This window comes from Phormidium sp. CCY1219, from assembly GCF_055795085.1.
In genome coordinates this window covers 1-23,963 of the sequence record NZ_JAYFEQ010000003.1, presented here as the reverse complement: position 1 = coordinate 23,963, position 23,963 = coordinate 1, and the positions used below count along the sequence as shown (strand labels likewise).

Annotated in this window: 16 protein-coding genes; 5 read left to right on the top strand and 11 right to left on the bottom strand. The window is 51.5% G+C overall.

The genetic code is table 11. The annotated features are described in order from the left end of the window. The first annotated feature begins 48 nt into the window (after window positions 1-48). Window positions 49-2,454 carry a single-stranded-DNA-specific exonuclease RecJ gene (recJ, locus tag AC0QH1_RS00115; RefSeq protein WP_324628716.1) on the top strand — a complete coding sequence of 802 codons (2,406 nt, stop codon included), beginning with the start codon at window positions 49-51 and terminating at the stop codon, window positions 2,452-2,454. A 23-nt stretch (window positions 2,455-2,477) separates the two neighbouring features. On the opposite strand, the gene AC0QH1_RS00110 is transcribed toward recJ, so the two are convergent. Then, complete coding sequence (locus AC0QH1_RS00110; protein WP_324628714.1) at window positions 2,478-3,188, bottom strand: YdcF family protein; 711 nt, start codon at window positions 3,186-3,188, stop codon at window positions 2,478-2,480. After that, entirely contained in the window at window positions 3,188-3,970 is a 783-nt protein-coding gene (locus AC0QH1_RS00105) for a hypothetical protein (RefSeq protein ID WP_324628713.1), read from the bottom strand. Before AC0QH1_RS00105 ends, AC0QH1_RS00110 begins: the two co-directional genes overlap by 1 nt. Window positions 3,971-4,687: 717 nt before the next feature. Between AC0QH1_RS00105 and ctpB the strand changes: the two genes are divergently transcribed. Beyond that, window positions 4,688-5,983 carry a carboxyl-terminal processing protease CtpB gene (ctpB, locus tag AC0QH1_RS00100; protein WP_324628712.1) on the top strand — a complete coding sequence of 432 codons (1,296 nt, stop codon included), beginning with the start codon at window positions 4,688-4,690 and terminating at the stop codon, window positions 5,981-5,983. 87 nt (window positions 5,984-6,070) lie between these two features. Here ctpB and AC0QH1_RS00095 read toward each other — a convergent pair whose 3' ends face one another. Together AC0QH1_RS00095 and AC0QH1_RS00090 are read right to left on the bottom strand one after the other, a co-directional pair. Then, on the bottom strand, window positions 6,071-8,626 hold the full coding sequence (locus AC0QH1_RS00095; protein ID WP_324628711.1) for a NosD domain-containing protein: 2,556 nt from the start codon (window positions 8,624-8,626) through the stop codon (window positions 6,071-6,073). A 307-nt stretch (window positions 8,627-8,933) separates the two neighbouring features. Then, window positions 8,934-14,345: a trifunctional serine/threonine-protein kinase/ATP-binding protein/sensor histidine kinase gene (locus AC0QH1_RS00090; RefSeq protein ID WP_324628710.1), complete on the bottom strand. Its 5,412-nt coding sequence runs from the start codon at window positions 14,343-14,345 to the stop codon at window positions 8,934-8,936. On the opposite strand from AC0QH1_RS00090, the gene AC0QH1_RS00085 reads away from it, so the two are divergent. Further along, window positions 14,344-14,475, top strand: coding sequence for a hypothetical protein (locus AC0QH1_RS00085; RefSeq protein WP_324628709.1), 132 nt, complete (start codon window positions 14,344-14,346; stop codon window positions 14,473-14,475). The genes AC0QH1_RS00090 and AC0QH1_RS00085 overlap by 2 nt on opposite strands. A gap of 507 nt (window positions 14,476-14,982) precedes the next feature. On the opposite strand, the gene AC0QH1_RS00080 is transcribed toward AC0QH1_RS00085, so the two are convergent. From AC0QH1_RS00080 to AC0QH1_RS00050, 7 genes are all read right to left on the bottom strand, one after another. Further along, window positions 14,983-15,492 (bottom strand): MogA/MoaB family molybdenum cofactor biosynthesis protein, encoded by a 510-nt coding sequence (locus tag AC0QH1_RS00080; protein ID WP_324628708.1) that lies wholly within the window; start codon window positions 15,490-15,492, stop codon window positions 14,983-14,985. Window positions 15,493-15,541: 49 nt separating this feature from the next. Further along, a complete protein-coding gene (psb28, locus tag AC0QH1_RS00075) occupies window positions 15,542-15,877 on the bottom strand; it encodes a photosystem II reaction center protein Psb28 (protein ID WP_324628707.1) in 336 nt (111 codons plus the stop codon). A 65-nt stretch (window positions 15,878-15,942) separates the two neighbouring features. Continuing rightward, entirely contained in the window at window positions 15,943-17,016 is a 1,074-nt protein-coding gene (locus tag AC0QH1_RS00070; RefSeq protein ID WP_324628705.1) for an LOG family protein, read from the bottom strand. A gap of 303 nt (window positions 17,017-17,319) precedes the next feature. After that, on the bottom strand, window positions 17,320-17,649 hold the full coding sequence (gene trxA / locus AC0QH1_RS00065; RefSeq protein ID WP_324628704.1) for a thioredoxin: 330 nt from the start codon (window positions 17,647-17,649) through the stop codon (window positions 17,320-17,322). 354 nt (window positions 17,650-18,003) lie between these two features. Beyond that, complete coding sequence (locus tag AC0QH1_RS00060) at window positions 18,004-19,167, bottom strand: GuaB3 family IMP dehydrogenase-related protein (RefSeq protein WP_324628703.1); 1,164 nt, start codon at window positions 19,165-19,167, stop codon at window positions 18,004-18,006. A gap of 154 nt (window positions 19,168-19,321) precedes the next feature. Continuing rightward, a complete protein-coding gene (locus AC0QH1_RS00055) occupies window positions 19,322-20,512 on the bottom strand; it encodes a hypothetical protein (protein ID WP_324628702.1) in 1,191 nt (396 codons plus the stop codon). Between the two features lie 143 nt (window positions 20,513-20,655). Further along, a complete protein-coding gene (locus AC0QH1_RS00050; protein ID WP_324628701.1) occupies window positions 20,656-22,413 on the bottom strand; it encodes a TonB family protein in 1,758 nt (585 codons plus the stop codon). 412 nt (window positions 22,414-22,825) lie between these two features. Here AC0QH1_RS00050 and AC0QH1_RS00045 point away from each other — a divergent pair, with 412 nt between their 5' ends. Together AC0QH1_RS00045 and AC0QH1_RS00040 are read left to right on the top strand one after the other, a co-directional pair. Next, a complete protein-coding gene (locus tag AC0QH1_RS00045) occupies window positions 22,826-23,476 on the top strand; it encodes a MotA/TolQ/ExbB proton channel family protein (RefSeq protein ID WP_324628699.1) in 651 nt (216 codons plus the stop codon). Further along, the gene (locus AC0QH1_RS00040) at window positions 23,460-23,864 is read left to right on the top strand and encodes an ExbD/TolR family protein (RefSeq protein WP_324628697.1); all 405 of its coding nucleotides are present in this window, start codon (window positions 23,460-23,462) and stop codon (window positions 23,862-23,864) included. Before AC0QH1_RS00045 ends, AC0QH1_RS00040 begins: the two co-directional genes overlap by 17 nt. Window positions 23,865-23,963: the final 99 nt, after the last annotated feature.

Sequence of the window (23,963 nt, the reverse complement as noted above, 5' to 3'; positions counted from 1 at the left end):
GCAAGCTGTCAACACTGGGAGAATGACCGAAAAATGGGATAAGAGAAGATGGGTGAGGCGCAGACCGAGTGGCGAATAGAGCAACCCGTGCAACCTCCCGAGTGGTTTTTGGAGGAAGTCCGACGCCATGCACCGGGATTGTCGGGCAACTATGCGGCGATGTTGCTGTGGCAAAGAGGAATTCGCGATCGCCAGGAATTGGTGCAGTTTTTAAATCCCCAAACCTTTCAACCCACCAGTCCGTTTGAATTCCAGGAAATGCACTGGGCGGTGCAACGGTTGGCACAAGCGCGCGCTCGGGGGGAAAAAGTGGCGATTTGGGGGGACTTTGACGCGGATGGCGTCACCGCCACGAGCGTGTTATGGGACGGATTGGGGCAGTTTTTCGATCGCCATACCCATCTAACCTACTTCATCCCCAACCGCCTGACTCAATCCCACGGATTAAACCATGGGGGAATCGACCAATTAGCGAGCAGTGGGACGCGACTCATCGTCACCTGCGACACGGGAAGCACGAATCTCGAGGAAATCGAGTATGCGCGGGAATTGGGTATCGAGACCATCGTCACGGATCACCATACCTTACCGACGATGCGTCCCCCAGTGGTGGCGATTGTCAACCCGCGCCATTTCCCAGAAAACCATCCCCTGGCGACACTTTCCGGGGTTGCGGTTGCCTATAAACTGGTGGAAGCGCTCTATCAAATCATGCCAGAGGTTCCCCAAGAACCGCTAGGGGCGCTGTTAGATTTAGTGGCGATTGGTTTAATTGCCGATTTAGTGGAATTGCGCGGAGAAAGTCGCTATCTGGCGCAGGTGGGTATCGATCGCCTGCATCGGGAGTTTAAAAAACCCGCCACGGACCGGCGGCGTCCGGGGGTGGGAGAACTGTTAGACTTGTGCAAGCGACATGGCGATCGCCCGACGGATATTTCCTTTGGTATCGGTCCGAGGATTAATGCGGTCAGTCGCATTCATGGGGATGCCTCTTTCTGTGTGGAATTGCTCACCACCCGCGATCGTCGGCGCGCCCAAAAACTGGCGTTAGACACCGATTTGGCCAATACGCGCCGTAAATCTGTGCAAAAAGATGTGGCCAAACAAGTCTCTCAAAAATTAGAAGACCTCGACCTTTCCACCACGCGAGTTATCGTCCTCGACGATCCGCAATGGCCCGCCGGGGTTCTGGGATTAGTTGCCGGTCAGGTGGCGCAAGAGTGCGCTTTACCGACGATTTTACTCACGACCGAAGACAGCGTTAAAACCCAAGAAAATGTCAATTCTCCGTTACTCGATCCCCAGGCGCTTGCCCGAGGTTCGGCGCGATCGGTGAATGGTATCGATTTATATGAATTAGTCAAAGAACAGGCGCATTTATTGCACCGATTTGGCGGGCATCCCTTGGCGGCGGGGTTGAGTTTGCCGGTGGAAAATATTCCCTTATTTACTGAGGCGATTAATCGGCATTTGCGCGAGCAACGCTGGCGCAATGGCGATTTAGGGGTACAGGTGGTGCAAGCGGATTTGGTGTGTAAGGTGGCGCAATTGGGAAAACCGTTATTCCAAGAATTGAAATTGCTCGAACCTTGCGGGATGGGGAATCCGGTGCCGAGGATTTTTATTGAAAATTGTCGCTTTCAACATGTTTGGCATCGCAATATTAAGGATTTTAAGGGGGGGAAAGTTCAATATATTAAAACGGAATTTGAAATTGTAGATGATTCTACGGGACGGGGATTTCCGGGAGTGTGGTGGGGACATTATAAAGATGAATTGCCATCGGATGAGTGCGATGCAATTGTGGAGTTGGATTCGAATAGTTACAACAGACGCTATGAAGTGCGGTTGATTGCGGTGCGTCGGGCGGCGGGGTCGGTGGCGGTTTCGGGGGAATGCCCTCTGGAGATTGTGGATTGGCGCGGTGAGGAGTTGTGGGTGGGGGAGGAAAGGGTCGGGGGAGACGAGGTGGATGCGGCGATCGTGTTGTCCGAGTGTCCGAGGAGTTGGGAGGAGTTTCACCAGTGGTTTGGGTTGGCGATGGAGTCGGGGAAGACATTGGCGATCGCTTACTCACCGCCGCCACCCCTAGCACCGCTACAGATTTGGCAGCAGTTGGTGGGGGTGGCAAAATATCTGAGTCGCACGGGTCAGGTGGCGACGCGCCAGCAGTTGCGCGAAAAGGTGGGAGTGAGCGATCGCACCTTGGGGTTGGGATTGCAAACCTTGGAGCATTTGGGGTTTCAAATTACGGCGATCGCCGATGGGGTGCAATGTGTGGCCACGGATGACGGGGGAGACGATCGCGAACTCTCACTTTATCCTTCTGGGGAAATCGCCCAATTTTTTGCGGCGGTACGCGAGGAGCAGTTTCGGCGCGAGTATTTTTACAGCGTGCCTTTGTCTACCCTGCGGGCGATCGCCTATTCCGAGATTCGCGATCGCGCGTCTTAATGGTTTGGGGGAGCGTTTGACGCTCATAAACCGGCTTGATGTTCGCACTGGAATCCTTCTCGTTCCCACTGTTCCATATCTACGGCGGTGAGGGGTTGCACTTGAGTACAGTGGGGAGTATAAAACTGAGCGGCGATCGCCCACAGGGCACTGCGCGTCACATCCACCAGGGTTTTTAACCAAAACTCGCGATTTCCCGGAACTCCCTGTTCCTCGACTAATTCCATTTCCACCCAGATGCCCTTCGCACCTAAGATAATTTGCGCCAGCCATTTGGCGCGGGGTAAGTGCCTGGGAGAGGTAATCACTTTCACATGGCGCGCATCCCACCGCTCCAGGATGGGACAGGCGAATTTAAAATTGCCAAAAGTAGAATCCGCACATTGTTCTAACCAGACGCCCTGCATCGGTGCGTTATCGCGCTCGAAAAGCAGCCACACGCAAGGAGCCTCAGACCCTTGGGAAATCAATATGGGAATTTCGGGATGCTGTTTGGCGAGTTTCGTCACATACATTTCCCGTTTGATGCTACCGCCGAGGACCAAAATGGCATCCACCGGTTGTGCGGCGGCCTGTTGCAGGGTTTTTCTCTGTTGCATTAAAGCAGCGATCGCGCAAAATGTCAACAGTAACGTGACAAAAATTAAAACATTTTTCCTCGTTTTCCGGTGCTTTTTCCGAGTAGGGGAAGACTCACCGGCTAAGTTGGGGGAGTTTTTCTTCTGCTTGGCCATTATTCTCCACTGCTTGGTTCGGGTAAGAAAAAGCGCACCCCTCCGGACTCGGTAATTTGCTTTTCGGCTCCGAGTTTTAACAGTTCTTCCTCCGCGCGCAGTTGGACGCTTTCCGTCATTGCGTTATGATACACCTCGTTCCACGCCCAAAATCGCACCGGGGTGCTGTCGGGGTCGCTGCGGAGAAATTGAGCCATTCGTTGGTAAAGTTCTGCAAGTTCTGCGGCGTCTTCTTCCGGGGTGGCTTTCACCCATTGAGCTGCCATTTCATGGGAATAAATGCTCGCTTCGATATCGCCGAGTAAGAGTAACTCGTCGAGACCTTTGTATCGCCAAACCATATAGGCTTTGGGATCCATTTCTGGCGACAGGGCGGCGGTACCGCGTTCCATGAAGGCGATCCCGGTTTCGGGTTTACCTTGGGTAAAGGAAACGGCGGTGGAAATAAAAGGGTAAACTTCTGCAAAGCGCGGATCGAGCTTCGTAATCAGATCGAAGTAATCGTCGTTGAGATCGTAACCGGTTTGCTCGCGCAGTGGCTCGTCGCCAAAATATTGCACCCATTTTAAGAAAAGCCAGTCGGCGAGTAAGTTATCGAACCCGAAGGTGGGCGATCGCGCCAGCACCTCGAGTTGCAGGGCTTCTTGTTGTTGGGCTTTTTGCGGGTCGAGACTCCCCGATCGCGGGTCGTTCAGGCGCATTTGCTGCAAGGCGATCGCGCCGATGAGCGCCACCAGGGCGATGCTCAGATTGACCCATCCCGGTTTCCCGGTTGCAAACATTGTTTTCGCTTTGGATATCACGGCACCTTGACCTCTGCTGTTGCTGCTGAACTGCGGTTCGTTGGGTTACGCTTTCCCCAAACGGGGGAAAGACACGCTCTCCTGCTGACTCTCTGGTTCGGTGTTGACAACCGTCACCGAAAAAGAGAAGAAATCCGAATCGGAGAGGGTTTGATTTATTAAGTATTGTAGCGATATAATGAAAATAAAGGTGGGCATGAAAAATAGCAGTGCAACTCTAGCCACGCATAACGGGGTCTGGGGTTTTGGGTTCACCTCCGGAAACCGTTTCGAGCCTGGTGAAGTCACTACCATCTAAACGGGCAAGCACATGGAGGGGATTGTTACAAAAATTTATAAAAAGCTGAGATCGTCGCTCAAAGAGATTCCCACTCTTGAGTGTGGCAGATTTAAGAAGATGGCGAGGGGGATGGAGTGTTCTCAAAAGCACTCGGCACTGGGAAGAGAAAACGTTATAAATGGAGGTAGAGGTTTAGGTTGTTTTCTGCGATCGCCCAAAAGAGAAAAACTTGCGTCGCGCCGGGTAAAAAAACCGAGATCGCCCTCAAACCCCTTGTAGAACCCAGGCGAGTCACATGCCGGCTCGACCGAACGAAAGTCCCGGCTGCGCTGTCATCCCGCTGTGAAACGCCGATCGCCGTTTTGCTTTTTTAATTTTCCGTTGCCGTATATCATCCAATCACTGCAAGAATCTAAATGAATTCATACACAAACCGCAACTCTTGGCTGAAAACTGCCCTGTTTGGTGGGGCATGTGCCACCACAGCCATCTTATCCTTATTAGCGCCAATCGGTTCGCGCGCCGTGCGCGCCGAACTCGAAGAGAGTCCGAAAGCGATTGTCGATGAAGTGTGGCAAATTGTGAATCGGGAATATGTGGATGGCAGCTTTAATCAAATGGATTGGCAAGCCACCCGCACCGAACTGCTGAATCGAGACTATACCTCGGCACAGCAAGCGTATGCGGCAGTGCGAACCGCTTTAGCCAAATTAGACGACCCCTACACGCGGTTTTTGGATCCGGATCAGTACGAACAGCTCACCAGTCAAACCTCGGGAGAACTGTCTGGGGTGGGGATTCGTCTGGAACTCAACCCAGAGACGCAAATCATTACGGTGGTCGAACCCCTGGAAAATTCGCCGGCGATCTCGGCAGGGGTGCAAGCAGGAGACCAAATTGTGGCGATTGACAGCCAACCCACGGAAGGGATGAGCGTGGAACAAGCTGCGGATTTAATCCGGGGGGAGGTGGGGACGCAGGTGAGTTTGCGGCTTTACCGCAGCGATCGCGGGGAGTTTGACGTCACCCTGGAACGCGCTCGCATCGAACTGCAAGCGGTTCATTATAAGGTACAGCAGGAAGGCGGGCGAAACGTAGGTTACATTCAGTTGCAGGAGTTCAGTTCTCACGCTGCCGAACAAATGCGCTCGGCGATCGAAGAGTTGAGCGATCGCGATGTGGATGCCTTCGTATTGGATTTGCGCGGCAATCCCGGTGGCTTATTGTATGCCAGTATCGATATCGCTCGCATGTGGATGGATAGCGGTGCGATCGTGCAAACCGTAGACCGCAATGGGGAAAGCCACGATTTCCGCGCCAATCAATCTGCCATCACCAATTTACCCCTGGCGGTCCTGGTGGACGATAACTCTGCAAGCGCGAGCGAAATTTTATCCGGTGCCCTGAAAGATAACGGACGCGCTACGATTATCGGCTCTCAAACCTTCGGCAAAGCACTGGTGCAGTCGGTTCACTCTCTGTCGGATGGGTCGGGTTTGACCGTGACCATCGCCCACTACTATACTCCGAATGGTACGGATATCAGCCATAAAGGAATTACCCCGGATATCGTTATCGATTTGAGTGCTGAGGAAGAACGGCAACTGGCAAGCGATCCCGAGTTGCGCGGCACCCGGGCAGATCCTTGCTATGCTCGAGCGGTGTCTACCCTGATGGCGCAACTCAAACCGGCTCCCCTCGCCACGCAGTAGGGAACTGGCACCTTGGGCGTGCCACGTCATATTTGCAAGTCAAGCAGATGGGTCATGGATCGAGGGATGCATGACCCATTGCTGTGGTTATGAGTCTAAAAATAGCAGATTGCTGTCGGTGAAGTTGCCGATGCCAATATCCACCGCCGCGATCGCATCGGTGGTAAAATCTCCATCTCGATCGAAATACAGCGTCCCGGTATCGCGGGCGTAAGCAACCCTGGCACTGCTGCTGGTTACGGCTAAAACGTTCGCTTCCGTATCGGCGATCGCATTTTCCGTGCCATCCAAACTACTGGTATCTTTGAGTACCACTGGCGTCCCTGCATTCAATCCGCTGAGATTGCCAGTTATCCCGATCGCGTCACCCTCCGGGCCAAAGCTAAAGTCGGAAAGGCGATCGCCACTCACCGCACCAGTCGCGATCGCTGCATAAACCACCGTATCCATTCCTTCTCCACCGGTTAAGGTATCGCTCCCTTGCCCGGGGAGCAACAGGTCATTATTCTCCGTGCCGGTTAAGCTATCATCGCCCATCGAGCCGATAATAATATTCATCGGCGCAGTGGAAAAACTGGCCGATGCGCTCTGAGAAATCGGATCGGTAGCCGACACTTTCAGATCCTCGGTATTGTTGGCAAAGCTATTGTTGCCTACCGAAGCATTCTGCACCTCCGGGGAAATCAAAATGCCGATATCTGAAGCTTCCACCGTATTATTGGCGAGGATAACATCGGCAGATTTTGACTCTAAATTAATCGCGATCGCGCCATTCTCGTAACCGCTTACCTGATTATTCATAATGCTCGAATCGACCATTATTCCGCCAATTCCCGCATCGGAATCGCTGACAGTATTCCCGGCGTTGATGATATTATTGTCCAGGGTAGAACCGGACAGCGACCCCCAAATTCCAAATTCAACTTCATTGAGAATATTGTTGCGAACTGTGGCCTCGGTTGCGTTGTCAAACCAACCTATAATAATGCCGCCGCCGCCTTCAATTAAATTATTTTCCACCAAAGCGCTGGCGGCTTCTTCTAAATTAATGCCATCCATTGCTCCCCACAGACGAACGTTTTGGATGGCGATATTTTCCAGGGGTTCGCTATTGGCGGTGGCCAAAATATCGCTATCGGTTTCAATTCCATCTAGGGTCACGTTGCTGGCGAGAATCTGAATTCCCGACACACCGGATGCAGAATTAATAATCGTTTCATTGGTGCCGCGAGTGGCGTCATTTCCAGGTATTCCGGAATTCGCACCGTTGAGGGTGACGGATTTATTGATTTGCAGGTCTTCTACATAGGTGCCTGGTGCAACGCGCAGAGTATCCCCCGCCACCGCCTCGTCGATCGCCGATTGAATTGAGGTATAAATGCGATAGGTTTCTGTGGTATCGGTATCGGTATCGGTATCGGTAATGGTAATATCCAGGTCAAAATAATCCGCCTGCGTCGCGGCGTTCGGATCGCTGAAGGAAAGTTCACCGGTGGTGGAATCTATGGTGAAGGAATCGGGTAGGAGTTGTCCGGAACTGTCTGCGATCGCGGTAATCTCGTATTCCGTGGTACTGGTGGCCTGTGGGGTCACAACTCCGAGTATTCCCGTTGGGGTGGTATCGTTCACGATCCATACCTGGCGCGGCGGTCTCGTCGGCGTACTGGGGGGGGCTGTAAATGCAATTCCGAGATCGCTGAGAGACAAAGGGGGTTCGATAAATGAAGTGCCAGTGATGAGAATATCTCGACTCACACCTTCTACGATCGCCAAATACTCTTTGGTGCGATCGTCTTGCAGGATCGCGCTTCCTTCATATTCTCCACTCCCGTCAAAAATATTAAAATCTTCAAACCGCAAGTCTTCAATCGATTCGATTAAATCTTCATCGAAGTTAAAATCGGTAATTACATTCGCCTCGGCAATCCGAAACCCCCCCATGCCTCTGGCTAAAATAAATATATCGCTCCCGTCGCCACCACTGAGGGTATCTGCCCCTGCGTCTGGGAATAAAAAATCATCCCCCGCTTCGCCATAAAGCCAATCGTTGCCGTTTCCGCCATACAGGGTATCGTCATCATATCCGCCATAAAACGTATCGTTTCCCCCATCGCCAAAGAGGTGGTCATTTTGTTTATTGCCAAATCCAACGTCGTCGCCTTCCCCGCCATAAACGTAATCTTCGCCCTCGCTTCCCGCGACTAAATCATTCCCTTTGTCGCCAAATACGCTGTCATTTCCCTCGCCGCCATAAACGGAATCTTCGTGTTGACCGCCATGCAAGATATCGTTACCAGAATCACCGAATATTAAGTCATTATCTTGATTGCCAAATAATAAATCATTGCCTTCTGCGCCGATGAGGAAGTCGTTACCTTCGTTACCCCATGCGAAGTCATTCCCTTTGTCGCCAAACAATTGGTCTTTCCCCTCGCCGCCGAAGAGGGAATCGGAATCCTGTCCGCCATACAGGGTGTCGTCTCCTCCATTGCCTTGGATCAGGTCATTTCCTTGATTTCCCTGAAGATTGCCATCTTCATCGAGACTCAGCAGTGTATCGTCTCCGGGAAAACCCAGAAGGGTCTCTGAGTCGGAGCCGGCGATCGCGAAGTCGTTCCCCACCGTGCCAATAGTCAGTCCCATGTTGCCTCCTTGTAACAAATTATGAATATTTTATAGGTTGCCCAAGTTTGGATTTTTTCTTAAATAAGTAATTATACCGAAAAACCCCCCCGCTTGGCTCTGTCAGGAGGCGTAAATTTTCAGTAATTTTCTGCTTGCATTTTAGCTGAATATGTGTTATTATGAAGTAATTTGTTTTAATTGTTGGCAAAAAGAGGCGATCGCGATCGCCCGAGGGCAATCGAACCCCCGGGAAAAGATGCAGCTAGTATAAGAATCGGGCAAGGTAAATTTCAGGCGGTGGCGGGTTGTGCTGTATAACCATCGCTTACAGGGGAATTTCAATGATAAACTCCGACCCGCGATCGGGCGAGGAGATGCAGCGTAATTGTCCCCCATGCTTTGATTCGACAATTTGACGAGAAATCGACAATCCCAATCCCGTGCCTTTTCCGGGGGGTTTGGTGGTAAATAAATGGTCAAAAACGCGATGTTTAATCTCCTCTGGCATCCCCGGACCATTATCGGCAATTCGGATTTGCACGAACTCGCCAGCGGGGTCAACTTTAGTGTAAATCGAGATAATATTTGGATCGCGCTTGATGTCATCAAAAGAACGCTCGCGATTCGCTTCATCCAATGCATCAATGGCATTGGCGAGTAAATTCATAAACGCCTGATTGAGTTGTCCGGGATAGCATTTAACTGAGGGCAATTCGCCATAATGTTTGACAACCTCGATCGCCGGTCGATTGGGATTGGCTTTCAGTCGGTGTTTTAAAATCAGCAAGGTACTGTCGATGCCTTCGTGGATATTGAATTCCACCTTGGTGTCGGTATCGGCGCGGGAAAAGGTTCGCAACGACTGACTCAGCAAGCGGATGCGATCGGTGCCGGTTTTCATGGATGCAATCAATTCTGGCAAGTCTTCGATTAAATACTCCAGGTCGATTGCTTCAGCATGGTGGTTGATTTTTTCGTCCCCATCGGGAAATTGCTGCTGATAAAGGCGCAAGTGTTCGAGCAAATCCTGGATGTATTCATTGGCTAAATTGATATTGCCGGCAATAAAACTCAAGGGGTTATTAATTTCGTGCCCCACGCCAGCGGCGAGTTGACCCAGGCTGGACATTTTTTCGTTTTGCACCAGTTGCAGTTGTGCGTTTTGCAAAGAAGCCAGCAAGTCGGTTTTTTGTTGTACGGAGTGCTGCAAATCCCGATAAAGACGGGCATTTTCTAAAGAAATGGCCGCTTGAGAGGTGAGAATGTGAATCAAGGCGAGGCGATCGCGGGTAAATGCGCCTCGGGTGAGATGATTTTCTAAGTACAAAATGGCGATCGTTTTGCCGCTATTCTGTAGGGGCGCACATAATATGCTTTTCGGCTGATGCTGCATCATATAAGCATCGGCAGCCAAAATCGTCTCGGTGGTGGCATCGTTGAGCAGCAGGGTTTCGCCAGTGCGGGATACATACTCGATCGCGGTGGCGGGAATTTCGTCGCACTCTTGCAGGGGCAGAGATTGCAATACGGAGCATTCTTTCCCATTCACGCCGAAGGCTTCGATCGCGAGAGTATCGCCCTGAGGCAACACCAGCGCACATTTGGTTGCGCCTGCATTCTGCATCGCGATCGTAATTAACTCCGAGAGTAAGCGATCGAGCTGGATTTCCTCAGACAGCGCTTGGGAAGCTTTTATCGCGGTGGAAATATCTAACATCGACGACACACTGGAAGTGGTGGCATCGGTCACGGTTCCGGTGGTCAGATGAGCGCTGAGTGCGGCGATCGTGTTGGTACTGGCACTTTCTGAGGCAGTCAGGGTATTTTTTTGGGCGAGGATCGGCGCGAGTAAGTCGGGGTAGCGGGATTCCAACTGTTCGATTTTGGCGATCGCCCCCCACCGGGCGTAGGCATAGTAGGCATCGGTGAGATACACTCGGGCAATTTTCGCTTTGCCCCATGCCAAATAAAATTTGGCGGCGAGTTCGTTGGCGAGAGCAACTTCGGCAAGGTATTCGTTTTCCTCGGCAAGGAAAATAGCGCGATCGTACATCTGCATCGCCTTTGTCTGTTTCCCCAATACTCGATAGCGTTCTGCTTCGACTAAATAAAACTTATGTCCGTGATTCATCGGGGCGCTATCGGCCCAGAGACTCATTTTTTCCTGATTTTTAGCCACCTTTTGCAGGCGAGTTTCTTGCTGAGGTTGGGGACTGCCCGCCGCGAATTCCAATTGCGCTAAAGAATCGTAAAAATAAAAGAAGGGAACCACCAGCAGCGCCGTTACGCCATCTACATGGCGATCCGCCATTTCTGCATAGACGATCGCCTCGTCAATCTCCCCAAACAAATACGCCAAATAAAGCTTGTGGAAATTAACATAAAACACCGCCGTCTTGTCATTTCCTGCCTCGTGCAACGGCAACATAATTTCTTCGTTGTAAGCACTTCCAGTTAACCGACAGCGATTTTCCGCACGTCCCACCAAATTTAACACCGTTTGGTGATAAATTCGGTTGTAATTGAGAATATTTTCTTGTTCGATTTTCGCGATCGCCTCGCAATACTTGGCCATTTCTGCTTCCACGCGGGGCAGTTGCGCGCTGCTAAAATACAAGTGATACGAATACACGTGAGCCGAAATTGCGGCATATTCTAAATCCCCAGTTTCCAACCCACTGGCATAGGCGTCTAGAAAGGGGGCTAAGGTGTCGCGAATCGACGCTTTCCAATGCCAAATATTGGAGTAAACGACCATCACCACTTTCGATCGCAGGGCTTTCGCATCGAATTTTTCTAACAGGTTTAACGCCAGTTTCCCGAAGTGATAACCCGCTTCGATATCTAAAATGACCCCACACAAAAGTAGTCCGTAACTGGCATAGGCAAAGGCAGATAAGGGCGCATTTCCACCTTCAATCGACAGATTAACTTGTTTTAAGATAATCAGGGGCAATAATTGAGGCGCAACTTGAAAGATAGTGGTAAAAATACTCGCCAAAATCCGCAGTTTTGCCAGTTGATACGGATCGCTCATCTTGGGCAGATGAATGAGTTGTTGGATCTGTTGGGCTTGTTGCCAATGAGATTTGGTCCTGGCAAATTCTTGTTGAATCTCGGCGTAAGTTGGAGATTCGGGAAAGGTAACATCCAGCAGGGTTAGCACTTGCCGTGCGATTTCTAGGGCTTCGAGTTGCTTGCATTGGGCCATGCAAGCGGCGATCGCAATCTCGTAGGTTTTCACTTTATCCAGCAGGGTTTTCGCCTGTTGCAACACCGTGGCGGTTAATTTTTCCTGTTGCACAAAGTTGCCGCTGAGAAAGGCGGTTTCTGCCGCGCGTTCGTGTAGTTCTAACGTCAGTTCGTATTGATGCTGCCAAGGGCGATCGTTCAACAGCTTGATGCCAAAGCTAAAATAAGCAAATGCGGCAGCATAAGCGGTGGATGCCTGAGCTTTTCGTCCGGCGATCGCATTTAAGGCGGCAATTTCTTCTCGTTGGCTGGCATCCTGGATGCTCTCTATGCCATAATTTAATTGATTGACAATTTCAAAAATGTTCTCTTCTAACCGTTCCGGTGGCGTGTTTTGCCACAATCGCTGTCCGATTTTTAAATGGGTGACTTGTTTTTTATCCGGCGGAATCAGAAAATACGCTGCCTGCTGTACGCGATCGTGCAAAAATTTATAATCGGCGGTTTCCGGCGAGTGCTGTAGGCTGGTTTCTGTATCTTCTAGGGTAAAAAATTTATACAGTTCGTTGGTGGGAACCACTAACCCTTCTTGCAATGCACTCCACAAATCAGCCGCCGTTTCGGATCGGGGTTTTTGATAGACGATCGCCAGGGTTTCTAAATCGAAAATATTGCCGATACAGGCAGCAAGTTTGAGAACGGTTTGAGTTTTTTTCGGGAGTTTTCGCAATTGCAGCGCCATGAACTCCACCACATCGTCGGTTAAAGAAAGTGCCTTGACGCCACTGATATCGCACTGCCAAGATCCGCGATCGCTGTTAAAGACAATTAGCCCTTCTTCGTGCAAGCTTTTGAGAAACTGGGCGGCGAAAAAGGGGTTTCCCTGGGTTTTTTGCTGGATTAAGCGGGTCAAGGGAACGGCGCGATCGCCGGGACAAGAAAGGGTATCGGAAACGAACTGATTGAGGGCGGTAAATTCTAATGGTTTCAGAACAATCTGCTCGACATGTGCCTCAGTTTTGCTAATGTTTTCCAGGGTCAGCATCAAGGGATGCGCCGCACTGACTTCGTTATCGCGATACGCGCCGATACAGAGCAGATGTCCGAGTTGCGTGTCGTTCATTAATAACTGAATTAATTTTAATGAGGCGGAATCTGCCCACTGCAAGTCATCGAGGAAAATTACCAGGGGGCGATCGGCACTGGGAAACACGCGGATGAATTTTTGAAAGAGTAAGTTAAAGCGATTTTGAGCCGCTGTAGCATCCAGTTCGGGGACGGGGGGTTGGGTTCCGAGTAACAGTTCGAGTTCGGGAATGGCATCGATGATGACGGCGGCGCGATCGCCTAAAGCGGTGAGGATTTTTGCTTTCCAAGTGGCGATATCGGCGGCACTTTCTCCCAGTAATTGTCGGACTAAATCGGAGAAGGCTTGCACGAAGGCCCGGAAGGGAATATCGCGGTTGAATTGGTCGAATTTTCCTTTGATAAAGTATCCGCGATGTCGGAGAATTGGTTTGTGGACTTGGGCTACTAAGGCGGTTTTTCCGATTCCGGAAAATCCGGAAACCAGCATCATTTCGGAGTCCCCAGTGCTAACGCGATGGAAGGCGGCGAGTAGTTGTTCCACTTCGCGATTTCTGCCATACAGTTTGTCGGGAATGGTGAAGCGATCGCCGATATCTTTTTGGGCGAGGGGAAAGCTGGAAACTTCCCCGCGATCGCGCCATTCGCCCTCGATTTTTTCTAAGTCGGCGCGAATTCCATAGGCACTTTGATAGCGCTCTTCTGGCGTTTTTGCCATCAATTTGAGGATGAGGCGCGAGAGGATTTCGGGAATTTGGGAATTGAGATGATGGGGGGGAATCGGTTCGGTGGCGAGGTGACAGTGGAGGCATTCCATCGGATCGGTGGCGGAAAATGGCAGCTTTCCGGTGAGTAATTCGTAGAATGTCACCCCCAAGGAATAAAAGTCGGTGCGGTAGTCGATTCCTCGGCTGGTTCTGCCGGTTTGTTCCGGGGACATATACGCCAGGGTGCCTTCGAGAATGTTGGGGTTTTTTAGTTCTTGGGTTTCTCGCGGGAGTTGAGATGCGATGCTAAAGTCGATGAGAAAAACTTGTTTGGTGGTGGGGTTGATGAGGATATTTTGCGGTTTGATATCTTTGTGGATAATCCGGTGGCGATGCAGGTCGATCGCGGTGGTGACAATTTGGATGCCGATTGCCAAGAAATCGGCAAGGTTGAGGGGTCGATCGGCGCTATATTTTTTCAGGGAAATGCAGCCTTTATCTTCCAGAACGATCGCATAACTATTGCCATAGGGTTCGAGGGCAATGGGTTTGATAATTCCCGGGGTCTCTAGGGGTTTGGCAATGATGTATTGATTGCGAAACTGCACCAGTTCGCGAAAGCTGGGACATTCTTGGTTGAGAATTTTCAGGATAATCGGTTGGCGATCGCACAGGCGCACTCCGCGATAAACCTGGGTTCGGGTGCCGGCGTAAATTTTTTCGAGAACTGAATAACCTGCAAGTTCTATCATGGTTTTTTTCGTGTTTGACCAACTTTTTCCCGGGATTGTGCCCGAAAAAGCGTCAGCGATCGCTTCGGTGATGGGTCAAGGTTGGCGTTGTAACTCTGCCAGTTTTATCGGCGGATTTGAGAGGAAATAGAGAGAAACTCTCCGAAAATCTTTCCGTCCAGGTTGCCACGATGGGAGCGCTGTTGTTTCGCCACTTCTGACACTTGCCTAACTTCCCTTTATTATGATAGCGTTAATTCACCGCAATGGGATGTTGCGGGTCGGTTTTATAATGAAACGTAATACTTGCGTTGGGGAGATTTTTTAAGATTTTTTAAGATTTGCAATCCCATTGGTCAACTCGTCGATGAAAGAATTATTAGAGACTATTTAGTTAGCGCGATTGTCTCTCAGCGGAAAGTTTAGAGGGGTGGTGGATGCTGGATCCGCAATCCCAAGGTGAATCTGTTCAACGGGTTGCTGTGACGGGGGCTAGCTTGGATTTTTGAGTGACTGAGGGTGTGAAGTTGCGGGAGGAACCGGGGCGATAAAATCCCAGATATCTGAGGGAGGAACCGGGGTTTTTGTGAAGTTTAAAGGAGCGATCGCGAAAATTTCCCCAACCTTAGGTTAAGAAAGAGACACGACAGCCATCGGATTAGGGCTGCTGATGTAATTGTTGGGTGAGATGAATCAGTTCGGGTAAAATGAGCTGTTGCATTGCCAGTTTGACCGCACCGCTAGAACCGGGAATGGAAAACACCAGCTTAGCGCGATAGACGCCAGCGATCGCCCGAGAGGCGATCGCTCGCGAACCGATTTCTTGATAGCTCAAAACGCGAAATATTTCGCCGAAACCGGGGAGGGTTTTTTCCAACAAAGCGGCGATCGCGTCATAGGTGGTATCTCTCGGCGCGATGCCGGTGCCCCCATTTAAGATTATCGCATCCACATCCAACCGCTGACCCAAATTTTGCAATTGGGTTTGAATTAAGCGCGGATCGTCTTTGAGAATGGCGTACTCTACCACCGAGTGACCGGCATCGGCGAGGAATTGCCGAATCAATCCGCCGCTGCGGTCCGTTTCGCGGGTACGAGTATCGCTGAGGGTAATCGCGGCGCAATTCACCGCCTGTGGTTGGGAATCGGGATGGGGAATGGAGGACATGAGAAATTCCGGCGCGATCGCGTGGTCTGGGAAAATGTCACCAACGGGATTAAGCTTTGCTAAAGCCTAAGCCATTTTCTTCGGCATAGCGTTCCATGAAGCGCATAAATCGCTCCCAATCTTCCTGAGATTTCATCACGTGAATCGCTTCGATGCCTTCGGGTTGACCGTTGACAAATTTACCTTTCACATCTCGGCATGCGATTTCGCCTTCTTCATCAACTAAGTACATGCCGGTAATTTCATCGGTGCTGTCCTTGTCCAAAATATTGGGATTTTGGAAGTAAAAGGTGGCGGTACCTTGTTGTCCGTCCCGGGAACGGGTCAAGCGTACTTCTGGGACGATATCTTCCTTAATCCCTCTTGAAAATTGAATTTCTGCCATGCTCGTGTAAAGTTTTATCACCTACAATTGACAATTGTCTCATTTTTTGTCTCATCTAGAGCAATTTACTTGCGTTCTGGATGAGCCGACTCCTCACTGGTGCGATCGCCGAGTTCGTTAATGCGGGCAATCAGTTCGTACATGCGTCCGGCGTCGCGCCGATTAAAGTAAAAAATCAGACGGGGTAGGTGGAAGGTTTCATCCATTGTTTCTTCCGGTAACGCCTGACTCTTTTGTATGGTTCCCCGAACCAAGATGTCGCTAAACTCTTGATTGAGAATGTCTACAGCGGCGTCCGACAGCTCCGACTTGAGGCGGATGACGAAGATATCGCGGACATAGCGACTGGAGTGGTAGATGCGATAGAAACTGCGAATTGCTTCGATCGCGACCTCTACGTTATCGGTAATGGTGTAGATACTGCAATCGCGATCGCCGATCAAGCCCCGGGAGAGCAGATGCTTGCGGATGTAGGCATCCCAGTCTTTCCAGTAGTCGCCGCCCGGGCGGTCGATCAGCAGCACCGGGCATGGGCCAAAGCGTCCGGTTTGACCGAGGGTCAAGCATTCAAAGGCTTCGTCTTGGGTGCCGAAACCGCCGGGGAATAGGGCGATCGCGTCACTTTCGCGCAAGAAAAATAACTTGCGGGTAAAGAAATATTTGAATTCGACCAGTTTATTTTCCGCGTCGATAAAGGGATTGGCGTCTTGCTCGAAGGGGAGTTGTATGTTTAACCCCAAAGAGCGATCGGCACCGGCTCCTTTATTTCCCGCTTCCATGATGCCACCCCCCGCACCGGTCATCACCATAAATCCCTGCTGCACCACATGGCGGGCGAAATCTACGGCGATGCCATACTCGGGGGACTCCGGGGAAATCCGGGCAGAACCGAAGATGGAAATTTTGCGGATATGGCGATAGGGATAAAACATCTGGAATGCGCCTTCCATGTCTTGCAAGGCAGCACTCAGAATTTTCCAGTCGAGTCGTTCTACTTGTTCGTCCGCGAGGCGAACCACGGTTCCGAGCGATCGCTCGATCCATTTTCTAAATTTTAAGTTTGGCAGGTCGTCAATTAATTCGTTGACTTGTAAGCGCAAACTATCCAAAGCGTCCAAAGAATTAGAAGGTGGAGCCATAAAACTATCAGAGGCTACAGTTTGATTCTACCCAAAAGCGATCCCCACTGGTTTAACAACAAGTTAACGGCGATCGGCCTCGCAAAAATACCCGTCCTAGCGGTGGGCTAGGGCGGGAAATCTGTTTGGCATTAAATTGCTACCGCTCGTTTGTACGAGGCGATCGCCCATGCGAATCGCTGCACTCGAAAGGGGGTGTCGGATTTTCCAGCCCCGCGCCGATGCTATCTCAAACAACACTGAGGCAAAACCGACTCGAGTGAAGGATCCTTCGGTTCGGGGGAGTCGGCATCTGGGACGAACTTACTTTTCTATATATTTTTCTAAGGTATTGGCTAACGTGGTTTTGGGCACTGCACCCACTACCATATCCACCCGTTGTCCGCCCTTGAAAATCATCAGAGTCGGAATGCTTCTTATTCCATATTGACTAGCGACGTTTGGGTTCTCGTCCGTATTGACTTTGACGACCTTGATCTGACCATCGTACTGCTGAGCGATTTCATCGACCACTGGGGCGACCATTCGGCAAGGACCGCACCAGGGTGCCCAAAAATCAACGAGAACGGGGACTTCGCTCTCGAGAACTTCTTGCTTAAAAGTCGAGTCTGTAACTTGAGCGGCTGCTGACATGCCTGCTATTCCTTTTCTAGACGGTTTATCACAGAGTAATTTTACCATCCCCGCAACCATCCCAGGTTTCCTAGCCGCCTGATTTGTTTCTCCAACGGTGAAGAACTCTACGGCGAGCTGCTAGGATTACTACGGTGATGAATCAGGGGGGCAGTGTTTAGTGTAGCCCTATTTTAGCGCGAGAGGTAAGGAAGCAGAGAAAAAACCGCCCGAACAAAAATAGTCCGGGCGGAGTGTGGTGTGAGGAGTGAACGGAAACATGCGTCTCCGCTATATTCTATTGTAAGCGACAGATCGCTGTCGTGTGGGGAAAATGGCCGAAATTTTTGACCTTTTCCGTCAAAATAAGTATTTTTACTTACCCATCCCCAGTTGTTGCGCCTTTTGATAAACCTTCCCTTCACTCAACAAAGAGGGAGCAATCACCACTTCCACTTGCTGCATTTCTTTCAAGTTTTTTGCGCCTAGGGTGCCCATGCTGGTTTGCAGCGCCCCGCGCAGGTTGTGGGTGCCATCATCGAGGGCTGCCGGACCGCGCAGAATTTGTTCCACAGTGCCGGTGGTGCCGACGCGAATCCGGGTACCGCGCGGCAAAACCGGACTCGGAGTGGCCATTCCCCAGTGAAAACCGCGTCCGGGAGCTTCTGCAGCCCGGGCGAAGGGGGATCCGATCATCACCCCATCGGCTCCGCAAGCAATACATTTGCAAATATCGCCGCCGGTAATCAATCCGCCATCGGCAATCACCGACACGTATTTTCCGCTTTCGCGGTAGAAATCTTCCCGGGCGGCGGCACAGTCTGCCACTGCTGTTGCTTGGGGGACGCCGACACCCAACACGCCACGGGAGGTGCAAGCGGCACCCGGACCAATGCCGACGAGAATTGCTGCCGCTCCGGCTTTCATTAAGTTGAGCGCCACTTCGTAGGTGACGCAATTTCCCAGCACCACCGGACAAGGCATTTCTTCGCAAAATTGCCCTAAGTCCAGGGGGGTGAAGCTTTCCGGGGACAGGTGCGCGGTGGAAACCACGGTGGCTTGGACGAATACCACATCGGCTCCGGCTTTCGCCAAGGTGGAACCATGCTGAGCGGCTCCTTGGGGGGTGGCGCTCACGGCGGCGATCCCGCCTTGGCTTTTGATTTCCTGAATCCGTTTCTCGATTAATTCCGGCTGCACCGGTTTGGCATACAGTTCCTGCATTAAGGTGACAAATTCATCTTTGCCTACCGAGGCGATGCGATCGAGAATTGGATTGGGATCCTCATAGCGGGTTTGAATGCCTTCTAGGTTCAAAACGCCCATTGCCCCAAGTTGAGACAGGAGAACCGCCATGCGAACATCGACTACGCCATCCATCGCGCTGGCGATAATCGGAATTTCTCTCTCGATGCCGCCAATGGTCCAACGGGTATCCGCTAGAGATGGATCTAAGGTTCTCGTGCCAGGAACTAGCGCAATTTCGTCTATTCCATATGCCCTGCGAGCTGTTTTGCCCCGCCCAATTTGAATATCCACTGCTTCTATTCGTTCCCAAAACTATTTATGCTAGGCTACCAAATTTACAGCAAAATTGCTTGGACGCAAGGGACGAATTTTAAGCATCGGCTTGGGTCAGGCAGTCTGCCACGCCCAGGAGAGTGGCGCTGTCGGGGGGATAAAGCAATCGGGGCTATTTTTGCAGTTTGCCGTTTTCCCACTCGCCTTCGATGCGGGTGCCGTCGGCATAGATGTAAATCCCTTGCCCGTGTTTTTCCCCGTCGAGAAATTCGCCTTCGTAAGTGTCGCCGTTGGCATAGACGCAGGTTCCGCTGCCATTAAATTTCCCCTCGGAAAATTCGCCTTCACAGCGATCGCCGTTGGCAAAGCTGTAGGTTCCTTCGCCACTAAACTGCCCTTGGCGAAATTCTCCTCGATACCGATTCCCATTGGCAAAGCTGTAGGTTCCTTCGCCACTAAACTGCCCCTCGACAAACTCTCCTTCGTACTGATTGCCGTTCTCAAAGCTTAAAATTCCCTCGCCGTGGGGTTTGCCGTTTTGAAATTCGCCTTCATATCGCTTGCCATTGGCTTCTTCTCGGATGCCTTGTCCGTGAAACTGCCCCGCCTGAAATTCTCCTTGGTATTCTCCACCGTCGGCAAAGGTGAAATTTCCGCGCCCGTGGGGTTTGCCTTCCCGGAATTCGCCTTCGTAGCGATCGCCGTTGGCATACTCGCGCACTCCTTGTCCGTGAAATTGACCCTGGCGAAATTCTCCTTCGTATTGCCCGCCTTCGGCAAAACTGTAGACTCCTTGTCCTTCGGGTTGGTTGTTGTGTAGTTCTCCTTCATAGCGGTTGCCGTTGGCATATTCGCAGGTGCCTTCTGCGCTGAGTTTGCCGTCGGCGATCGCCCCGGTGCAGCGGTTTCCATTGGCAAAGGTAAAGGTGCCGCGATCGCTGGGGGACCCTTCTACAAATTCTCCCTCGTATTGCATCCCATTGGCGACGCTATAAATGCCGGTGCCGTGAAATTTGCCGTTTTGAAATTCGCCTTCGTAGCGGTTGCCATTGGCAAATTCACGCACTCCTTGTCCGTGAAATTGACCGTTGACAAATTCTCCTTCGTATTGTCCCCCTTCGGCAAAGGTGTAAGTTCCTCTTCCGTGGGGTTGTCCGTCTTTGAATTCTCCTTGATAGCGATCGCCGTTGGCATAGTCGCAAACCGCTTCGCCGTTGATTTTGCCGTCGCTGAGTTCCCCTTCGCAACGACCTCCATCGGGTAATGTAACCACTGAGGCACGCCCAACGCCACACAGGGCGATCGGTACTAAACTCAATGCCACTAATAAAGACAGTGAAACTTTCTGGATCGAACGCAGCATGGTGCAATTTAAGCGCGAAACAACAGAATGGAAAATTAATTTGCCTGAGTAGGGTGGCCAACTCCTTGCCCACCCTACTTGTGGGTGGGAAGGCGGAGTTTTGGGAGGGGGGTTTCCCCCAGGAGGGAACGAGTCGAAACCCATCAAGAGTCCTCTAGGCGAAATGGAATCGAAATCAGCCGACCTTGCTCTCCGCTGTCTGAGGATTCAAATTTCCAACTCCAGGCTTTTTCTTTTGCGGACTCATCTAATACGTCGTAACCGCTGGAATTCACCACTTGCACGGCGGTGACGTTGCCCTGGGGGTCGATATTGACGCTGAGCAATACTTGCCCTTCCCATCCGCGATCGCGGGCAATTCTCGGGTAGCTGGGTTTTCCACATTGGCGACATCCCACGCCACCGGAACCACTGGGGGAACCACTGGGGGAACCGCTTGCTCTGGGTTCCTCGGGCAGGGGGTCCATGACGCCGGCACCGGGTCGCATCGGTTCTGCTGCACTCGCCCCCATGTCGCTACTCCAAGTCTCGGGAGAATTGCTGGGGATGTCGCTGGCGGTTCCCGGGGCGTTGCCACCGGTCATATCCTGGAAAAAGTCATCTCCGGTACTTCCACTTTCGGGTGCGCGACGAGTGGCGGGGGCGGTGGCTAGGGGTGCGGGACTGGGTTGGGAATCGCTTTCTACTGGGGCGTTTAAGGGGGAATTGTCCGGTGCATTCCAACTGGATGAGGGGTTCGGGTTGCTCTCCTCAACCGTTGGGGTGGGGTCAGCGGTGGAGAAATCTTCCAGCAGATTGGCGTCGGAGGAGTCGGTTTCGGGGAGATTGCTGGCAACCGGGGAACGATTTTCGGCGGGTTCTGGCAAGGGTTCTGGTGGACTCATGGGTTCGCCGATCGCCGGCTCGGTTGCCGGAAATGGATTCTCTTGGCTCTGGGGTTGCTCCTCGGGCGGGGTTGGCGCTTCTTCTGTCAAGGGAAATTCGCTCAACTCGTCTGAGGTTTCGGCGAGGCGATCGGGCACCTCGCTGACCACCGGCGGATCCGGAAGCCGTTCTGACACCGGAAACTCTGCAGGGGTTTGAAAATCTTCCATATCGGCGCGATCGCTAATTCGGGAATTATATCCGGGATCGTATGGCTCCCCGGCAGACAGGGGCGGCACCTGCTGCTCCGGTAATGGTGCCGGCGTTGCCAGGGGCGCGGGAGACTCCTGCGGCGCTAAGGGTTCGGCGTTTGATTCCACCGGCTGTTCTTGCGGTTCGAGCAATGAAGCGGTGTTCATGGTGTCGGGTGATTCCAATGGTTCCGGGGCGGGCGCTTCCATTGTCGGCGGTTCCACAAACGGTTCCGGTTCCGGAGCGGGCGCTTCCATTGCCGGCGGTTCCACAAATGGTTCCGGTTCCGGTGCGGGCGCTTCCATTGTCGGTGGTTCCACAAATGGTTCCGGGGCTGGGGTTTCCATCACTTCCGGTTCCGGTTCTGGTTCCGGGGCTGGGGTTTCCATCACTTCCGGTTCCGGTTCTGGTTCGGGAGTTTCCATCACTTCCGGTTCCGGTTCTGGTTCGGGAGTTTCCATCACTTCCGGTTCCGGTTCTGGTTCGGGAGTTTCCATCACTTCCGGTTCTGGTTCTGGTTCGGGAGTTTCCATCACTTCCGGTTCTGGTTCTGGTTCGGGAGTTTCCATCACTTCCGGTTCCGGTTCTGGTTCGGGTTCCTCAAGCACAATAAATTCAATCGGCTCCTCGGCGATATCGGAGGATTGATTTTCGATTAATGCGATCGCGAATGGCACTACGGCGAGATGTAGCAGTGCCGAACCGCACAGACTCCCGACGATAAACCGTTTGAGTGCCTGTTCTTGTTCCGATCGCCGTGCCGCAGAAACCGTTGAAAAACTCATGCTTGTCGGATCTCCTTCGCAAAACAAATGCCTGGGTTCACCACTCACCCAAAGATGGCCAAGGATGATATTATAAGTTCTTTACCATTATTGAGATTAATTAGCAATAAATTTGGGCATCAATTTCCAAAAATTTGCAAAAATTCATCTTTTGCCCGGTTCCCCCAGGTTCGGGAATAGATACATATTGAGAGGGTTTTGTCAAGCTCTTGGGAGAGATTTATGAAGAAAAGCGCGATCGGCTAGGGTGGTTGCTGGAGAATCGCCTCTGGGAGCGGGTTTCATGTGAGATTTGGAAAAATGCTTGACAAAGTGTTGCAATTGGGCTTAGGCTTTTTGAGAAAGTTTATCAAGTGGTACGGGAGCGGCGAGGTTGTGTTTTGCTGGCTCCAGGCACGAGAAAGAGAGGTCCATGAGTGATTTAATTGTTGCAGGGGGGTTAGTTGCGTGGCCCTTGCTGCTCGCTTCGATCGTTTCCCTGGCGCTGATAGCGGAGCGCCTGTTCTTTTGGTTTCGGATCCATCGACGCCAGCGCCGCATGGTGCGAGAGGTGTTGCAATATTATTGCAAAGACCCGAATTTGGCTTACCGAAAGTTAGAGATGAATGGAGATTTACCGATCGCGAGAATTTTTTTAGAGGCGATCGCCTTAGAGGATCCGACCCCGGAAGAATTTCGCTTAGCCTTAGAAAGTGCGGCGCAGGCAGAAATTCCGGTGTTCAAACGATTTAACACCGTCTTCGAGACCATTATCAACGTTGCGCCGTTGTTGGGATTGCTGGGCACGATTTTAGGATTGATTCAATCGTTTTCTTCCCTAAAATTAGGCGATGTGGGAGGAAGCAGCACCACTGGAGTCACGGGAGGGATTAGCGAAGCACTCGTTTCCACGGTGATGGGGTTAGTGGTGGCGATTACGAGCTTATTATTTGCCAACACATTTCGCGGGTTTTACTTGCGCGAAATTGGATTAATTCAGGAAGTGGGAGGTCAACTGGAATTAATCTATCGCCATCGGTACGAAAAACAGCGAGGAGAAGAACAGTATGCGTCTACCCGATGAACCGGAAACTCAAGCGCAAATTAACATTGTGCCGATGATTGACGTCATTTTTAGTATTTTGGCGTTTTTCATTATTTCCTCTTTGTTTTTGTCGAAATCAGAAGGCTTGCCGGTGAATTTGCCCCAAGCTTCTACGGCGAAAGTGCAAACTGAGGCGAAAAAGCTGACGATTTCGATAGATGAGAAAGGAAATGTGATGCTCGATGAGGAAGTGATGGAGTTGGAAGCGTTAGAAAAAGCCGTGCGCGATCGCATCGAGTCAGAATCGATTTCGGTAGTGGTGTTAAAGGCGGATAAAACGGTGGATCATGGGGAAGTGGTGGAGGTGATGGACCGGGTGCGGCGAATTGAGGGAGCAAAATTGGCGATCGCGGCGGAAAAACCTTAGTCATTGGCATTGGTTATTGGTCATTTGTTGTTGGAGGAAAAAGCTTTGGTAGGGTGCGTTACCCCCGCCCACGGATTATGCAATTTGACCCGGAATTAA

What these genes read in the sequence shown, in the direction of transcription:
- AC0QH1_RS00110 (WP_324628714.1), bottom strand. Translation starts at nt 3,188, where the DNA reads ATGGCCAAGCAGAAGAAAAACTCCCCCAACTTAGCCGGTGAGTCTTCC.
- AC0QH1_RS00040 (WP_324628697.1), top strand. Translation starts at nt 23,460, where the DNA reads ATGCGTCTACCCGATGAACCGGAAACTCAAGCGCAAATTAACATTGTG.
- AC0QH1_RS00080 (WP_324628708.1), bottom strand. Translation starts at nt 15,492, where the DNA reads ATGTCCTCCATTCCCCATCCCGATTCCCAACCACAGGCGGTGAATTGC.
- AC0QH1_RS00105 (WP_324628713.1), bottom strand. Translation starts at nt 3,970, where the DNA reads ATGTTTGCAACCGGGAAACCGGGATGGGTCAATCTGAGCATCGCCCTG.
- AC0QH1_RS00095 (WP_324628711.1), bottom strand. Translation starts at nt 8,626, where the DNA reads ATGGGACTGACTATTGGCACGGTGGGGAACGACTTCGCGATCGCCGGC.
- AC0QH1_RS00055 (WP_324628702.1), bottom strand. Translation starts at nt 20,512, where the DNA reads ATGCTGCGTTCGATCCAGAAAGTTTCACTGTCTTTATTAGTGGCATTG.
- trxA (WP_324628704.1), bottom strand. Translation starts at nt 17,649, where the DNA reads ATGTCAGCAGCCGCTCAAGTTACAGACTCGACTTTTAAGCAAGAAGTT.
- AC0QH1_RS00050 (WP_324628701.1), bottom strand. Translation starts at nt 22,413, where the DNA reads ATGAGTTTTTCAACGGTTTCTGCGGCACGGCGATCGGAACAAGAACAG.
- psb28 (WP_324628707.1), bottom strand. Translation starts at nt 15,877, where the DNA reads ATGGCAGAAATTCAATTTTCAAGAGGGATTAAGGAAGATATCGTCCCA.
- AC0QH1_RS00085 (WP_324628709.1), top strand. Translation starts at nt 14,344, where the DNA reads ATGGTTTTTTTCGTGTTTGACCAACTTTTTCCCGGGATTGTGCCCGAA.
- recJ (WP_324628716.1), top strand. Translation starts at nt 49, where the DNA reads ATGGGTGAGGCGCAGACCGAGTGGCGAATAGAGCAACCCGTGCAACCT.
- ctpB (WP_324628712.1), top strand. Translation starts at nt 4,688, where the DNA reads ATGAATTCATACACAAACCGCAACTCTTGGCTGAAAACTGCCCTGTTT.
- AC0QH1_RS00045 (WP_324628699.1), top strand. Translation starts at nt 22,826, where the DNA reads ATGAGTGATTTAATTGTTGCAGGGGGGTTAGTTGCGTGGCCCTTGCTG.
- AC0QH1_RS00090 (WP_324628710.1), bottom strand. Translation starts at nt 14,345, where the DNA reads ATGATAGAACTTGCAGGTTATTCAGTTCTCGAAAAAATTTACGCCGGC.
- AC0QH1_RS00070 (WP_324628705.1), bottom strand. Translation starts at nt 17,016, where the DNA reads ATGGCTCCACCTTCTAATTCTTTGGACGCTTTGGATAGTTTGCGCTTA.